The following is a 15,322-nucleotide window of genomic DNA, read 5'->3' on the forward strand; positions in this document are numbered from 1 at the left end:
CGTTGGGCCAGGGATGGCCCGTCGACGCGTGCCCCTGAAACTTCGATGGAGCGAGGGGAGTCCCGCGAAGCGGGACCCGGATGATGGGGCAAGCCTTCTTGGTTACTTCTTCGGCGTTTGGAAGAAGTAACTCGCCCGAGGGGGCGAAATAAAATCTTTCAGCGCACGCCGATGCGGCGCAGAAACACCCAAAGCCAAGACGGCGGATAACGCTAGAGGCGTTATTCGCCCTACGAAGAGCAGCAGCATCGCGGACGAAGTCCGCTCCTACGAAACGTGGTTACAGGCGCCTCCGCCACTGGGACAATTCGCGAGCAAGCTCGCTCCTACGAAAAGCCCGTCCATAGCGGCGAAATCATCACCACGAAAAAGCCGCCCGAAGGCGGCTTTTTCAGTTCGACTCAGCGATCACTCGCGATAGTCATCCACCGGCACACACGCACAGAACAGGTTGCGGTCGCCGTAGACGTTGTCCACGCGGTTCACCGCCGGCCAGTACTTGAAGGCGCGGGTATGCTCGGTCGGCGTCACCGCCTCGGCGATCTCGTACGGGCGCTCCCACAGCCCTGTCACGTCCGCCAGGGTATGCGGCGCACGCTTGAGCGGGTTGTCCTCGGCCGGCCATTCGCCGCTCTCGACCTTGGCGATTTCTCCGCGGATCGACAGCATCGCCTCGATGAAGCGGTCCAGCTCATGCTTGGACTCGCTCTCGGTCGGCTCCACCATCAGCGTGCCGGGCACCGGGAAGGACATGGTCGGCGCGTGGAAGCCGTAGTCCATCAGGCGCTTGGCCACGTCTTCCTCGCTGATCCCGGTCTGTGCCTTGAGCGGACGCAGGTCGAGGATGCATTCGTGGGCGACGCGGTCGTTGCGGCCGCGGTAGAGCACCGGGAAGGCGCCGTCGAGCTTGCTGGCCACGTAGTTGGCATTGAGAATTGCCACCTCGGTGGCATCCGCCAGCTGCGGGCCCATCATGGCGATGTACATCCAGCTGATCGGCAGGATGCTGGCGCTACCCCAGGGCGCGGCGCTCACCGCGCCGTTCAGCGGGTTCGGGCCTTCGATGCGGATCACCGGGTGGTTGGCGACGAAGGGCGCGAGGTGCTTCTTCACGCCGATAGGGCCCATGCCCGGACCGCCACCGCCGTGGGGGATGCAGAATGTCTTGTGCAGGTTCATGTGCGACACGTCGGCGCCGATATCCGCCGGGCGCGCCAGGCCGACCTGGGCGTTGAGGTTGGCGCCGTCCATGTAGACCTGGCCACCATGGGCGTGGATCACCTCGCAGATCTCGCGGATGCCTTCCTCGTACACGCCGTGGGTGGACGGGTAGGTGATCATCAGGCAGGACAGCTGCGAACCGGCTTCCTCGGCCTTGCGCTTGAGGTCTTCCAGGTCGACGTTGCCGCCCTTGTCGCACTCGACGATGACCACGCGCATGCTCGCCATGATCGCCGAGGCCGGGTTGGTGCCGTGGGCCGAGGACGGGATCAGGCAGATGTTGCGATGCGCATCGCCACGGCTCTCGTGGTACTTGCGGATCGCCAGCAGGCCCGCGTACTCGCCCTGGGCGCCGGAGTTGGGCTGCATGCAGATCGCGTCGAAGCCGGTGATCGCGCAGAGCCAGCGCTCCAGCTCCTCGATCATCAGGCGGTAGCCCTCGGCCTGCTCACGGGGCACGAAGGGGTGCAGGCTGGCGAATTCCGGCCAGGTGATCGGGATCATCTCGCTGGTGGCGTTGAGCTTCATGGTGCAGGAGCCCAGCGGGATCATCGCCTGGTTCAACGCCAGGTCCTTGCCTTCGAGCTGGCGCAGGTAGCGCAGCATCTCGGTTTCGCTGTGGTGGCGGTTGAACACCGGGTGGGTCAGGTAGCCGCTGCTGCGCTGCAGATCGGCGGGGATGCCATCGGCAACCTTGCCGGCGTCGAGCTGGGCGACGTCCAGGCCGTGGCCGGCACCCAGCAGGATGTCGAATAGAGTAGCGAGAGTGTCGGCGCTGCTGGTTTCGTCCAGGCTCACACCCAGGCGGTCCTCACCGTCGATGCGCAGGTTCACGCGGGCGGCGCGGGCGCGCTCGATGATCGCCTGCTGCTGCGCGCCGACGTCCAGGGTCAGGGTGTCGAAGAAGTGCTGGTTGACGATCTTCACGCCCTTGGCGGTCAGGCCGGCGGCCAGCACGGCAGTCAGGCGGTGCACACGCTGGGCGATGCGCTTCAGACCCTGCGGGCCGTGGTAGACGGCATACAGGCTGGCGATGTTGGCCAGCAGCACCTGCGAGGTGCAGACGTTGGAGTTGGCCTTCTCGCGGCGGATGTGCTGCTCGCGGGTCTGCAGGGCCATGCGCAGCGCGGTGTTGCCACGGGCGTCCTTGGACACGCCGATGATCCGGCCGGGCATGGCGCGCTTGTATTCGTCGCGGCAGGCGAAGAAGGCCGCGTGCGGGCCGCCATAGCCCATCGGCACGCCGAAGCGCTGGGCACTGCCCAGCACCACGTCGGCGCCCAGCTCGCCCGGGGGGGTGAGCAGCAGCAGCGCGAGCAGGTCGCTGGCCACGCAGGCGATGGCCTGCTGGGCGTGCAGCGCGTCGATCAGGCTGCGCAGGTCGCGGATCTCACCACGGGTATCGGGGTATTGCAGCAGCGCGCCGAACACCGCGTGCTGGCCGAGGTTCTCCACCTCATCGACCACCACCTCGAAGCCGAAGGCGTCGGCGCGGGTCTGCACCACGGAGATGGTCTGCGGGTGGCACTGGGCGTCGACGAAGAACAGGTTGCTCTTGGACTTGGCCACGCGCTTGGCCAGGGCCATGGCCTCGGCGGCGGCGGTGGCTTCGTCGAGCAGCGAGGCGCTGGCGAGGTCGAGGCCAGTGAGGTCGATGGTCATCTGCTGGAAGTTCAGCAGGGATTCGAGACGACCCTGGGCGATTTCCGGCTGGTACGGCGTGTAGGCGGTGTACCAGCCCGGGTTCTCCAGCACGTTGCGCAGGATGACCGTAGGGGTCAGGGTGCCGTAGTAGCCGGTGCCGATCAGGCTGGTCCACAGCTCGTTCTTCTGCGCGTAACCCTTCAGCTTCGCCAGCGCGCCCTGCTCGTCGAGCGCGGCAGGCAGGTCCAGCGGCCGGTTCAGGCGGATGGCCGGCGGCACCGTCTGCACGATCAGGTCATCGCGGCTGGCGACGCCTAGCGTGTCGAGCATGGCCTGTTGTTCGACGGCATCAGGGCCCAGATGGCGGGCGAGGAAGGCGTCGGGCTGGTGCAGCTGGGACAGCGAAGGGGTGTTCGACATGGCGTCGGCTCTCGAAAGGTCGTGCCTGAAAAGAACAGGCCCCGACGAATCGAGGCCTGTGTGTACAGCGGTGTCTTACGCGTCGGCGTCGCTGGCAGCGCGGTAGCCGGCGGCGTCCAGCAGCTTGTCCAGCTCGGCCGGGTTGCTCGGCTTGAGCTTGAAGAACCAGGAGCCGTACGGGTCGTTGTTCACTTCTTCAGGGGTGTCGGCCAGCACGTCGTTGACGGCGATGACTTCGCCGCCCACCGGGGCATAGATGTCCGAGGCGGCCTTCACCGACTCGACCACACCGGCTTCCTGGCCGGCGGCGAGGGTCTTGCCCACTTCCGGCAGTTCGACGAAGACCACGTCGCCCAGGGCTTCCTGGGCGTGGTCGGAGATGCCCACGGTCACGGTACCGTCGGCTTCCAGGCGCGCCCACTCATGGCTGGCGGCGTAACGCAGGTCGGCGGGGATATTGCTCATGTTGTTTTTCCTCGGTGACTGGGCGACGGGCGGCGGTGCCGCCCTATTCAAGTTAGATCATGCAATTTAGATCAGGGCTTTGCCATGACGCACGAAATTCGGCTGAACGACGCGAACCGGGTACCACTTGCCACGGATTTCCACTTCGGCGCGGTCGCCGGTGGCCGCCGGCACGCGGGCCAGGGCGATGGATTTGCCCAGCGTCGGGGAGAAGCTGCCGCTGGTGATCTCGCCATCGCCGACACCGGCGACGCGCACGACCTGGTGGGCGCGCAGCACGCCGCGCTCTTCCAGCACCAGACCGACCAGCTTGGGCGTATCGCCCGCAGCTTTCTGCGCTTCCAGCGCCTTGCGGCCGATGAAGTCGCGCCCGGCCGGCTCCCAGGCGATGGTCCAGCCCATGTTGGCGGCCAGCGGGGAGATGTCTTCGTCCATGTCCTGGCCGTAGAGGTTCATCCCGGCTTCCAGGCGCAGGGTATCGCGCGCGCCCAGGCCCGCCGGGGCAATGCCGGCGCCGACCAGTTCGTTGAGGAAGCCCGGCGCCTCGGCGGCCGGCAGCATGATTTCCAGGCCGTCCTCACCGGTATAGCCGGTGCGGGCGATGAACCAGTCACCGTCGGCCTTGCCCTGGAAGGGCTTGAGTTCGCGGATCAGCGCGGCGCGCGAGGGGGTGACCAGCTCGGCGGTCTTCTCGCGGGCATTCGGGCCCTGCACGGCCAGCATGGCGAGGTCCGCGCGCTCGGTCAGGGTGACGTCGAAGCCTTCGGTATGGGCCTGCATCCAGGCCATGTCCTTGTCGCGGGTGGAGGCGTTGACCACCACGCGGTAGCCGTACACGCCGAGGTAGACGATCAGGTCGTCAACCACCCCGCCACGGTCGTTGAGCATGCCGCTGTACAGCGCCTTGCCCGGGGTTTGCAGTCGTTCGACGTCGTTGGCCAGGAGTCGTTGCAGGTATTCCTTCGCCTGCGGACCGGTGACGTCGACCACGGTCATGTGGGAAACGTCGAACACGCCGCAGTCGCGACGTACCTGGTGGTGCTCTTCGACTTGCGAACCGTAGTGCAGCGGCATGTCCCAGCCGCCGAAATCGACGATCTTGGCGCCGAGGGCGACGTGCAAATCATAGAGCGGTGTGCGCTGTCCCATGGGTGGTCTCCTTCCGGGCGAGGCGGGTGCGGAGCGCGAGTACGGCCCGCACGAAACGCGCGCATTGTAGTCGCATGACCGGCCCGTGGACAGCGGGTCCGACGGTCGAATCTCAGCGATCGGCGCAACCGGCCGCGCGGGCTGAACGACGGATAAGGCCGATGACCGGGAACAGCCCCACCAGCACCAGCGTCAGGGCCGGCAACGCGGCCCGCGCCCACTCGCCCTCGCTGGTCATTTCGAAGACGCGCACGGCCAGCGTGTCCCAACCAAAGGGGCGCATCAGCAGCGTCGCGGGCATTTCCTTGAGCACATCGACGAACACCAGCAGCGCGGCGCTCAGCGTCCCCGGCAGCAACAGGGGCAGGTAGACCCTGAAGAATAGTCCCGCTCCGCCCACTCCGAGACTGCGCGATGCCTCCGGCAGCGACGGACGGATACGCGCCAGGGCGCCCTCCAGCGGGCCGTGGGCCACCGCCATGAAGCGGATCAGGTAGGCCACCAGCAGCGCGCCGAGGCTGCCCAGCAGCAGGGGTTTGCCGGCGCCGCCCAAGGCGGAGGACAGCGGGATCACCGCATGGTTATCCAGCCAGCTGAAGGCCAGCATGATCGCCACCGCCAGCACCGAGCCGGGCAGCGCGTAGCCAAGGTTGGAAATACCGACCGCCGAACGCACCGCCGCGGTGGGCGACAAGCGGCGGGCAAAGGCCAGCAACAGCGCCACCGCCACCGTCAACAGCGCGGCAAGCGCGCCCAGGTAAAGGCTGTGCAGGATCAGCCCCCAGTAACGCTCGTCGAGGTCGAAGCGGCCCTTCTGCCAGCACCAGGCCAGCAGTTGCAGCAGCGGAATGACGAAGGCGCAGGCGAATACCAGCAGGCACCAGGCCGTCGCCGCGAACGCCTTCCAACCATGCAGGCGATACAGGGCAGCACCACGCGGCCGCTCGCTGGGCACTCCGCTGCGGCCCCGGCTGTAACGCTCGCCCAGCAGTACCAGCATGACGAAGAGCAGCAGCAGGCTGGCCAACTGGGTGGCGCTGGAGAGGCTGTAGAAGCCATACCAGGTCTTGTACACCGCAGTGGTGAAGGTATCGAAGTTGAACACCGAGACGGTGCCGAAGTCCGCCAGGGTCTCCATGATCGCCAGGGCAAGGCCCGCGCCGATGGCCGGCCGCGCCATGGGCAGGGCGACCCGCCAGAACGCCATCCAGGGCGACAGCCCGAGGACCCGCGCCGCCTCGGTCAGCCCGCGCCCCTGGGCGAGGAAGGCGGTGCGCGCCAGCAGGTAGACGTAGGGGTAGAACACCAGCACCAGGACGATGATCACCCCGCCGGTGGAGCGCACCCGGGGCAGCCGCAGGCCGCTGCCGAACCACTCGCGCAGCAGCGTCTGCACCGGTCCGGCAAAGTCCAGCAGGCCGACGAAGACGAACGCCAGAACGTAGGCCGGCACCGCGAAGGGCAGCATCAACGCCCAGTCCAGCCAGCGCCGGCCGGGGAATTCGCAGAGGCTGGTGAGCCAGGCGAGACTCACGCCCAGCAGCGTCACCCCAACGCCGACGCCGCCGACCAGCACCAGCGTGTTGCCCAGCAGGCGCGGTAGCTGGGTATCCCAGAGGTGCGCCCAGATTTCCCGGTCGATCTCCGCCCAGCTCAGCAGCAGCACGCTGATCGGCAGCAATACCAGGGCGGCAACGATGAAGGTGATGGGATACCAGCGGTTGAAGCGCATGTAACGGGTTATCCAGAAACGTCCGTGGGCGCTCTCGCTTGAAGAGCATCAGTGTCAGGCGTATCCGAATGACACCGGGAAATATCCGCTCGCAGACTCGAAATCAACTGATCGCGAGGATGCAGGGATAAAGCGCAAGGTAGAGCGGTCGAATCGGCCACTTTGCCACCGCCGTCCCTCAGGAGAAACCCCATGCGGCTCACCCCAACCCTCCCCGCCCTGCTGCTTTGCTCGCTGTGCGGCGCCGCCTTTGCCGAGCCACCGAGCTCGCTCGAAGCCTGCATGGACCTGGCCTCGCGCTCCTTTGCCAGCGATCCGACGATGCAGCAACGCTGGCAGCAGACCTGGCTGGATGCCAGCAGCGTGCGGGAGGAAAGCTACACCGGCGAGGTCAAGGGCGTGGTCGCCAGCAAGGCGCTGCGCGCCACCCTGCGCAAGGGCGAACAGCTGGACGGACACTTCACCTGCCTGCTGGCGGACAGCGGCAAGCCGCTGTCAGTACAGTACCAGCCCGCGCCCTGAGAGCTACCCATCAGTTCCAGCCGGCGCGATCCATCAGCTTGATCGCTTCGGCCTGACGCTTGCCGGCGATTTCCACCGGGATGCTGTCGGCCTTGAACGCGCCCCAGGCCGCCACTTCCTTCGAAGGCTCCACCTTCGGGTTGGCCGGGAATTCCTGGTTGATGCCGGCGAACAGCGCCTGGGCCTCCGGGCCGGTCATCCACTCCACCAGCTTCTTCGCCGCCTCCGGGTGCGGCGCGTACTTGGTCAGGCCGATGCCCGACAGGTTGACGTGCACGCCACGGTCGCCCTGGTTCGGCCAGAACAGTTTCACCGGCAGGTCCGGCTTCTCCTGGTGCAGGCGGCCGAAGTAATAGGTGTTGACGATGCCAACGTCGCACTGACCGGCGGCGATGGCCTGGAGCAGCGCGGTGTCGTCGGAGAACACGTCGGTGGCCAAGTTGCCCACCCAGCCCTTGAGGATTTGCTCGGTCTTCTGCTCGCCGTGGGTCTCGATCAGGGTGGCAGTCAGCGACTGGTTGTAGACCTTCTTCGCCGTGCGCAGGCACAGGCGGCCTTCCCACTGTTTGTCCGCTAGCGCCTCGTAGGTGCTCAGCTCCTCGGGCTTCACCCGCTGGGTGGAGTAGACGATGGTGCGCGCGCGCAGCGACAGGCCGGTCCAGCTGTCAGTGCCGGAGCGGTACTGCGGTGGGATGTTGGCATCCAGCACCGGCGAGTCGAAAGGCTGCAGGATGCCCATCTTCTCGGCCTGCCAGAGGTTGCCGGCGTCGACGGTCAGCAGCAGGTCGGCCGGGGTGTTGGCGCCTTCGGCCTTGATCCGCGCCATCAGCGGCGCTTCCTTGTCGGTGATGAACTTGATCTTCACCCCGGTCTTCTCGGTATAGGCGTCGAACACCGGCTTGATCAGCTCGTCGATGCGCGAGGAATAGACCACCACTTCGTCGGCGGCCTGGGCAGTGCTACCGATGGCGGCCAGCAGGAGGGTGGCGAGAAGACCTTTGCGCATGAGCATGGGCGTGTCCTTTGCGGTGAAGATACCCCGCAAATGATAAGGAACCGCATTTGCCATTGGGTCGCGCAGGTGTGTCGGGGTGTTTCGGTAGGGTGCGGTGCGGGGTCGCGGGGATACAGAGCAAGAGCCCCTCACCCCAGCCCTCTCCCAAAGGGAGAGGGGGCAGTTCGGAGTGCGTGGTTACTCAAAGAGTTAGCCGGCGAGCTCGGAACATTCAGCTTACGCCGATCAGTCCCCTCTCCCTCCGGGAGAGGGTTAGGGTGAGGGGGCCGAAGGCTGCCTTCTACACTCGCGCCAGCCCCGGCAAATCCCCCGACAGCCCCAGCGCCTGCCGCACGAACATGCCCTTCGCCTCGTGATGCTTGTCCACCAGCCGCAGCCCGGCATTGCGCAGCCAGCGCACCGCCAGTGGGTCGGCCTGGAACAGGCGCTGGAAACCTTCCATCGCCGCCATCATCGCCAGGTTGTGCGGCATCCGGCGGCGCTCGTAGCGGCTCAGCACGCGCTCTTCGGCGATGTTCTCGCCGCGCTCGTAGGCATGCAGGATCACCTCGGCGAGCACTGCGGCATCGAGGAAGCCGAGGTTCACGCCCTGCCCGGCCAGCGGGTGGATGGTGTGCGCAGCGTCGCCGATCAGCGCCAGCCCCGGTTCCACATAGCGCTTGGCGTGGCGCTGGCGCAGCGGAATGCACAGACGGCGGTCGGCATGTTCGATAGCGCCCAGGCGGTATTCGAAGGCCCGTCCCAACGCGGCGCGGAAGCCGTCGTCGTCCAGCGCCATGATCTTTTCAGCCTGCTCCGGCGTGGTCGACCAGACGATCGAGCACCAGTGCGCATCGCCCTCCTTCGCCAGCGGCAGGAAGGCCAGCGGGCCGTCGTCGGTGAAGCGCTGCCAGGCAGTCGCCAGGTGCGGCTTCTCGCAGCGCACGCTGGTGACGATGGCGTGGTGCAGGTAATCCCACTCGCGGGTGGCGCAGCCAGCCAGGCGGCGCACGGCGGAGTTGGCACCGTCGGCGGCGATCACCAGCGGCGTGCGGATTTCCCGGCCATCGGCCAGGGTCAGCAGCCAGTCGTCGCCGGAATGGCGAAGCTGTTCAAGACGGGCGCCGGGCAGCAGGCCGAGGGCGGAGTCATGCAGGCGATCCAGCAGAGCATCCTGCACCACGCGGTTCTCGACGATATGGCCGAGCACTTCGGCGTGCACGCTGGCGGCGCTGAAGTGGATCTGCCCGGTGCCGGAGCCGTCCCACACCTGCATTTCGCGATAAGGTTCGGCGCGACGCGCGGCGATGCCGTCCCAGGCGTGCAGGCGCTGGAGGATGCGCCGGCTGGCCTCGGACAGGGCGCTGACGCGCGGCTCGAAAGGCGCCTCGCGGTCGAACGGTTTGACGCTCAGCGGGCTGCCATCCAGCAGCAGGATGTCCAGGCCGCTGCCTTCCAGGGCCAGGGCCAGGGCGCTGCCGACCATTCCCGCGCCGACTATTACCAGATCCGCGTGCATCGAATTTCCTTATGGCTGGGGGCTGTCACACCGGGCGGGCGCCCAGGCCCATGGCCTGGCGGGCGAACCAGCGCTTGGCCGGCGGCAGCAGGTCGAGGCCGAGCAGCCCCAGGTTGCGGCCGGTGGCGAGCAGCGGCTGGGCGTTGGAGAACAGGCGGGTGACGCGGTCGGAAAAACCGACGGTCATCTGCTGGTCCAGGCGCTGGCCGTCCAGATAGCGTTGCAGCACGGCGAAATCGCCCGGCGCGGCCTCTTCCTGCAGCAGCCGGTCGCCCAGGGCCTGGGCATCGCGCAGCGACAGGTTGAAGCCCTGCCCGGCAATCGGGTGCAGGCTGTGGGCGGCGTTGCCCAGCACCACCAGGTGCGGGCGAATCTGCTCTTCGGCCTCAATCAGGCTCAGCGGATAGCCATGGCGCGCCCCAACCTGACGGAAGGCACCCAGGCGATAACCGAAGGCGTCCTGCAACTCGGCGAGGAAGGCTGCATCGGACAGTTCGCGCAGGCGCTCGGCATCGCGGCCGTTGCGGGTCCAGACCAGCGCACAGCGGTTATCCGGCAAGGGCAGCAGGGCCAGCGGGCCGTTCTCGGTAAAGCGTTCGAAAGCCTGGCCGCGATGGGACTCGGACGGGCTGACATTGGCAATCAGCGCGGTCTGTCCGTAGGACGAGGCGCGCACGTTGATCCCCAACTGCTCGCGCAGTCCGGAGCGGCCGCCGTCGGCCAGCACGGCGAGGTCGCAGTCCAGCTGCGTGTCGTCGTCCAGGGTCAGGCGGTAGCCATCGCCCAGCGCTTCCATCCGCCGCACTTCGGCGGGGCAGCGCCAGCTCACCACCTCCGGGTCCAGCGCGTGCCACAGGCACTGGCCGAGCCAGGCGTTCTCCACCACGTAGCCGAGGGCCGGAACGCCCTCTTCCACCGCAGTCAGACGGGCGGAGCCGAAGCGGCCACGGTCGGAGACGTGAATCTGCGAGATCGGCTCGGCGCGCTGGGCGATCTGCTGCCAGAGTCCCAGGCGCTCGTAGATCTGCCGGCTGCCGAAAGACAGCGCGGAGGAGCGCGCGTCGTAACTGGGCTGGTAGGCATCGCCGGGGGCGAAGGGCTCGACCAGCACGATCCGCCAGCCTCGCTCGCGGGCACCAGCCTGGAGAATCAGCGCCAGGCTCGCGCCGACCAGTCCGCCACCGATGATGGCCAGTTGCGTACGGTGCATGTCAGGCGGCCTGGACCTTGGCTTGCGCCATCAGCGCCTCGATCTCGGCAACGGTCTTTGGCACACCGTTGGTCAGGATTTCGCAGCCGGTCTTGGTCACCACCACGTCGTCCTCGATGCGCACGCCGATGCCGCGCCATTTCTTCGGCACGTCGGTATTGTCCGGGGCGATATAGATGCCCGGCTCGACGGTCATCGACATACCGACTTCGAGCACGCGCCATTCGCCGCCGACCTTGTATTCGCCGACGTCGTGCACGTCCATGCCCAGCCAGTGGCCGGCGCGGTGCATGTAGAAGGCCTTGTAGGCTTCGCTTTCGATCAGCTCGTCGACCTCGCCGCTGAGCAGGCCGAGTTTCACCAGGCCGGCGGTGATGACCCGCACGGTGGCTTCGTGGGCCTCGTTCCAATGGCGGCCGGGGGCGATGTAATCGAAGGCCGCCATGTTGGCTTCCAGCACCAGCTCGTAGATGGCCTTCTGCTCGGGGCTGAAGGTGCCATTGGCCGGGAAGGTGCGGGTGATGTCGCTGGCGTAGCAGTCGATCTCGCAGCCGGCATCGATCAGGATCAGGTCACCGTCCTTGATCTGCGCGTCATTCTCGCGGTAGTGCAGGATGCAGGCGTTGCGGCCGGTGGCGACGATGGAGCCGTAGGCCGGCATCTTCGCCCCGCCCTTGCGGAAGGCGTAGTCGAGCTCGGCTTCCAGGTGGTACTCGTAGAGCCCCGGACGGCAGATCTGCATGGCACGCACGTGGGCGCCGGCGGAAACCTCGGCGGCATAGCGCATCACCTTCACCTCGCCGGCGCTCTTGTACAGGCGCAGGTCGTGCAGCAGGTGGTCGAGGGCGACGAACTCGTTCGGCGGCTGCGCGCCCTGGCGGGCCTTGGAGCGGATCACGTTGATCCAGTCCATCAGCCGGCGGTCGAATTCCTGGTTGGCGCCCAGCGCGTAGTAGACGCGGTCGCGGCCTTCGATCAGGCCGGGGAGGATGTCGTCGATATCGCCAATGGGGAAGGCATCGTCGGCGCCGAAGGCGCTGATCGCGCCGTCCTGGCCGGCGCGCAGGCCGTCCCAGAGTTCACGCTCCGGATCGCGCTCGCGGCAGAACAGCACGTACTCGCCATGCTCGCGGCCGGGAATCAGCGCCATCACCGCTTCCGGCTCGGGGAAGCCGGTGAGGTACTGGAAGTCACTGTCCTGGCGGTAGACGTGCTCGACGTCGCGGTTGCGGATGTACATCGGCGCCGCCGGGAGAATGGCGATGCTGTTGGGCTCCATCTGCGCCATCAGCGCCTTGCGCCGACGGGCGTATTCCGACTTGGCGATACGGATCATGCAGCAACCTCAATGCAGGGACGGTTTCTCGGCCGGTGCCGGCACCTTGCCGAATTCGGAGAACAGCAGCAGCGGGGCGACGCGCAGGTACTCCTGCACTTCCATATAGTCGGCCTCGCCGTCTTCGGAATCTTCCAGCGCGCCCTGGACCTGGGCGATGGCAGCGATGTCCTGCAGCACTTCGTCGGCTTCATCCGACAGGCTGGGGGAACGCAGCGCCAGGCCGAAGCCGGCGAGGAAGCCCTGGCACCACTGGCCCAGGGCCGCGGCGCGCTCGGCCAGCGGCGCGTCGTCGTTGGGCAGCATCAGCACCACGGCCATCTCGCCGGCGCTGAAGTCCTGCTGGACCATGCCCAGCAGGCCACCCAGGGCCGCGCCCAGGCGCTCGCCCGGCTCGCCGCCGAGCAGTTCACCCGCGGCCTGCAGCCATTCGTCCTGGTCGAAACCGGAACCCGCGCAGACGCGGCCGAGCAGATGGCCGTGCAGTTCGGCGGGAGAAATCGGCAGGGCGGCCTCGGCGAGCAGGGTGGCAAAGGCGGAATAGGCGGAACTTGACGTGGACATGATCGAACCCGGGGTAAGGCAGCTAGGCGCCATCGGGCGCCGCGCATAGAATGTGGTCCCGTATCCTAGCACCGCCGCCCGGTGCAAGACCATGTAACGGGTCGCCGCGTTGACCCGCCCCCACAGCGGTCCTATATAGTCTGCGGTCACTCCCATTCTCAGTCTGAAGAGCCAAGCGAGAACCCATGGAAGACGCCGACCTGCACGCGCTGATCGCCAAGTTCGACCAGCTGCTCCAGCGCCTGGAGCAGCTCAAGGCCGAGAACCGGCTGCTGCGGGCGAACGAGAAAAGCTGGCGGGAAGAACGCGCCCATCTGATCGAGAAGAACGAATTGGCTCGGCAGAAGGTCGAAGCGATGATTTTGCGTCTTAAAGCCCTGGAGCAGGACTCATGAGCCAGTCGAATACCCTGAACGTTCAAATCCTCGACAAGGAGTACTGCATCGCCTGCCCTCCGGACGAGCGCGTCAACCTGGAAAGCGCCGCGCGCTATCTCGACAGCAAGATGCGCGAGATCCGTTCCAGCGGCAAAGTGATCGGCGCCGACCGCGTGGCGGTGATGGCCGCGCTGAACATCACCCACGACCTGCTGCACAAGCAGGAGCGCCAGGACCACGACTCCAGCTCCACTCGCGAGCGCGTGCGCGAACTGCTCGAGCGCGTGGACCGTGCCCTTACCACCGATAAGGAACCGGGTGAAGTCTGACCCTGGAAATTTCCTTGGGGTATAATCCACACCGTTCCCTGGTGTGTTTGCCAGTCGGTGATGTCCCTGAGCCGATAATTGCAACAACGGGGGTTGCCAGTTGGGCTGGTGTGCATGTCCGCACGACGGAAAGCCTTAAAGCCTACTGCAACCACCACCTTGAACTCTCGGGTTCAAGGGCTAACCCGACAGCGGCATGTCCGGGGAGCTTTACCCTTCCATGATCCACTCCGACGGTCTCTCCCGCCCTGCCTTGCGCCGCCAGCTGCGCCAGGCCAGGCGCACGCTCACGCCCCTTCAGCAACGCCTCGCCGCCCAGGCCCTGTACCGCCAGCTCGCGCAGCATCCGCTGTTTCGCCGGGCGAAGCACATTGCCCTGTACCTGCCGGCTGACGGCGAGATCGACCCACGACCGCTGATGAAGGCGGCGCAGAAGCGCGGCAAGGCGACCTACTTGCCGGTGCTGTCGGACTGGCCGAAGACCCATATGACCTTCCAGCGCGTCGGCATTGGCGAACGCTGGACGCGCAACCGCTTCGGCATCGCCGAACCGGTATCCAATCGCGGCCAGCAGCGCCCTGCCTGGGCACTGGACCTGCTGCTGCTGCCACTGGTGGGCTTCGACCCGCAAGGCGGACGCCTGGGGATGGGCAAAGGCTTCTACGACCGCACCCTGGCGTACCTGGGCATGCGCAAAAATTGGCACACACCGACGCTATTGGGTCTGGCGCACGAATGTCAGAAAGTCGATCGGCTGGAACTGGCCAGCTGGGACGTACCGCTGATGGGCACGGTGACGGATGGCGGCTGGTATGGCCGTCTCGCACAGGCGTCGCGATCCCTGCGACACCCGGCGGGGAATCACGGCTGCTGAGTCACCTGGGCAGGAATATTGCCCTGGCGTTCCCAGAGGCTCTGGGTGTAACCGGTGGTGACGACCCCCAGGCCGAAAAGGATTACCAGAACCCACAAAAGATCAGGCTTGCGTTTCATCGATTGCCTCCCCCTTCCAGGCAAACTGTCCACGATGGCCGGCGGTGGTTTTTTGTCCGTCCGGCGGGCCAAGCTAAAAACGGCGGCATTCTCCGACAATGAAAAGCTTCCCGCAATTCTGACGCCAACCGATCGTCGGAGGAGGCTCGCCTGCCAAAACTTCGGGCACTTTCAGGCAAGGTTCATGCCGTTTTCCTACATTTTCTTCCTACAGAAAATCTCCTGCGAGCCGGCAGCTTGTCGCAGGGGAAGCACCTACCCTTAGTCCCCGGCCGGACCTCGCGACCGCGTCCGGAAATTCGCCACACACAAGGAGGCCCTCGCGAATGGCACGCGCTTACTGGCTGATGAAATCCGAACCCGACGAACTCTCGATCCACGACCTCGAGCGTCTGAAGACCGCGCGCTGGGACGGCGTACGCAACTACCAGGCGCGCAACTTCATGCGCAGCATGCAGCCGGGGGACCTGTTCTTCTTCTATCACTCCAGCTGCCCCGAACCGGGCATCGCCGGCATCGCGCAGATCGAAGGCGAACCCTACCCCGACCCCACTGCGCTCGACCCGCAGAGCCATTACCACGACCCCAAGGCCAGCGCGGAAAAGAACCCCTGGACCGCCCGCGACGTGGGCTTCGTCGAGGCGTTCAGGTCGGTGCTGCCGCTGGCCGCGCTCAGGGCCCAGGCGGGCCTCGAGGAAATGCCGCTGGTGCAGCGCGGCAGCCGTCTGTCGGTAATGCCGGTGACCGAGGAGCAGTGGCAGATCGTGCTGGGTCTGGCCCGGCGGTGATAGGAGCCCATTTCCGGAAATGGCCGGCCGTGAAAGACCGATGGCACTGTGCTATTAGG

General features: G+C 66.5%; 15 protein-coding genes and 1 other RNA gene. 6 read left to right on the forward strand and 10 right to left on the reverse strand.

The window, feature by feature from the left end:
- Positions 1-408 precede the first annotated feature (408 nt).
- The 4 genes from gcvP to J5M67_RS12935 all read right to left on the reverse strand — a co-directional run bounded on the left by gcvP (position 409) and on the right by J5M67_RS12935 (position 6,631).
- Positions 409-3,285: an aminomethyl-transferring glycine dehydrogenase gene (gene gcvP, locus J5M67_RS12920; RefSeq protein WP_207885732.1), complete on the reverse strand. Its 2,877-nt coding sequence runs from the start codon at positions 3,283-3,285 to the stop codon at positions 409-411.
- Between the two features lie 75 nt (positions 3,286-3,360).
- On the reverse strand, positions 3,361-3,750 hold the full coding sequence (gene gcvH / locus J5M67_RS12925; RefSeq protein WP_045213109.1) for a glycine cleavage system protein GcvH: 390 nt from the start codon (positions 3,748-3,750) through the stop codon (positions 3,361-3,363).
- A 66-nt stretch (positions 3,751-3,816) separates the two neighbouring features.
- A complete protein-coding gene (gcvT, locus tag J5M67_RS12930; RefSeq protein ID WP_207885733.1) occupies positions 3,817-4,899 on the reverse strand; it encodes a glycine cleavage system aminomethyltransferase GcvT in 1,083 nt (360 codons plus the stop codon).
- Between the two features lie 112 nt (positions 4,900-5,011).
- Positions 5,012-6,631, reverse strand: a complete 1,620-nt coding sequence (locus tag J5M67_RS12935) for an iron ABC transporter permease (RefSeq protein ID WP_207885734.1) — start codon at positions 6,629-6,631, stop codon at positions 5,012-5,014.
- A 192-nt stretch (positions 6,632-6,823) separates the two neighbouring features.
- Here J5M67_RS12935 and J5M67_RS12940 point away from each other — a divergent pair, with 192 nt between their 5' ends.
- On the forward strand, positions 6,824-7,153 hold the full coding sequence (locus J5M67_RS12940; RefSeq protein ID WP_207885735.1) for a hypothetical protein: 330 nt from the start codon (positions 6,824-6,826) through the stop codon (positions 7,151-7,153).
- Positions 7,154-7,163: 10 nt separating this feature from the next.
- Here the strand turns inward: J5M67_RS12940 and J5M67_RS12945 are convergent, their stop codons facing one another.
- The 5 genes from J5M67_RS12945 to J5M67_RS12965 form a co-directional block, all read right to left on the reverse strand.
- Positions 7,164-8,165, reverse strand: a complete 1,002-nt coding sequence (locus J5M67_RS12945; protein ID WP_207885736.1) for a Fe(3+) ABC transporter substrate-binding protein — start codon at positions 8,163-8,165, stop codon at positions 7,164-7,166.
- Between the two features lie 283 nt (positions 8,166-8,448).
- Complete coding sequence (locus tag J5M67_RS12950; protein ID WP_207885737.1) at positions 8,449-9,666, reverse strand: 2-octaprenyl-3-methyl-6-methoxy-1,4-benzoquinol hydroxylase; 1,218 nt, start codon at positions 9,664-9,666, stop codon at positions 8,449-8,451.
- Between the two features lie 25 nt (positions 9,667-9,691).
- Positions 9,692-10,876, reverse strand: a complete 1,185-nt coding sequence (gene ubiH / locus J5M67_RS12955) for a 2-octaprenyl-6-methoxyphenyl hydroxylase (RefSeq protein WP_207885738.1) — start codon at positions 10,874-10,876, stop codon at positions 9,692-9,694.
- Between the two features lies 1 nt (position 10,877).
- Positions 10,878-12,212 (reverse strand): Xaa-Pro aminopeptidase, encoded by a 1,335-nt coding sequence (gene pepP / locus J5M67_RS12960; protein WP_207885739.1) that lies wholly within the window; start codon positions 12,210-12,212, stop codon positions 10,878-10,880.
- Positions 12,213-12,221: 9 nt separating this feature from the next.
- Positions 12,222-12,776 carry a UPF0149 family protein gene (locus J5M67_RS12965; RefSeq protein WP_207885740.1) on the reverse strand — a complete coding sequence of 185 codons (555 nt, stop codon included), beginning with the start codon at positions 12,774-12,776 and terminating at the stop codon, positions 12,222-12,224.
- Positions 12,777-12,961: 185 nt separating this feature from the next.
- Here J5M67_RS12965 and J5M67_RS12970 point away from each other — a divergent pair, with 185 nt between their 5' ends.
- The 4 genes from J5M67_RS12970 to J5M67_RS12985 all read left to right on the forward strand — a co-directional run bounded on the left by J5M67_RS12970 (position 12,962) and on the right by J5M67_RS12985 (position 14,356).
- The gene (locus tag J5M67_RS12970) at positions 12,962-13,171 is read left to right on the forward strand and encodes a TIGR02449 family protein (RefSeq protein ID WP_207885741.1); all 210 of its coding nucleotides are present in this window, start codon (positions 12,962-12,964) and stop codon (positions 13,169-13,171) included.
- Positions 13,168-13,482 carry a cell division protein ZapA gene (locus tag J5M67_RS12975; protein ID WP_152219347.1) on the forward strand — a complete coding sequence of 105 codons (315 nt, stop codon included), beginning with the start codon at positions 13,168-13,170 and terminating at the stop codon, positions 13,480-13,482. Before J5M67_RS12970 ends, J5M67_RS12975 begins: the two co-directional genes overlap by 4 nt.
- Before the next feature lie 32 nt (positions 13,483-13,514).
- Positions 13,515-13,693, forward strand: a non-coding RNA gene (gene ssrS, locus J5M67_RS12980) — 6S RNA.
- 9 nt (positions 13,694-13,702) lie between these two features.
- Positions 13,703-14,356, forward strand: coding sequence for a 5-formyltetrahydrofolate cyclo-ligase (locus J5M67_RS12985; RefSeq protein ID WP_207885742.1), 654 nt, complete (start codon positions 13,703-13,705; stop codon positions 14,354-14,356).
- On the opposite strand, the gene J5M67_RS29770 is transcribed toward J5M67_RS12985, so the two are convergent.
- Positions 14,344-14,475, reverse strand: coding sequence for a hypothetical protein (locus J5M67_RS29770; RefSeq protein ID WP_279381568.1), 132 nt, complete (start codon positions 14,473-14,475; stop codon positions 14,344-14,346). The two genes, J5M67_RS12985 and J5M67_RS29770, sit on opposite strands and share 13 nt — an antisense overlap.
- Positions 14,476-14,801: 326 nt before the next feature.
- On the opposite strand from J5M67_RS29770, the gene J5M67_RS12990 reads away from it, so the two are divergent.
- A complete protein-coding gene (locus tag J5M67_RS12990) occupies positions 14,802-15,263 on the forward strand; it encodes an EVE domain-containing protein (RefSeq protein WP_207885743.1) in 462 nt (153 codons plus the stop codon).
- The last annotated feature ends 59 nt before the right edge of the window (positions 15,264-15,322 follow it).

The sequence above is a fragment of the Pseudomonas sp. 30_B genome, from assembly GCF_017491605.1.
Classification (GTDB): Bacteria; Pseudomonadota; Gammaproteobacteria; order Pseudomonadales; family Pseudomonadaceae; genus Pseudomonas.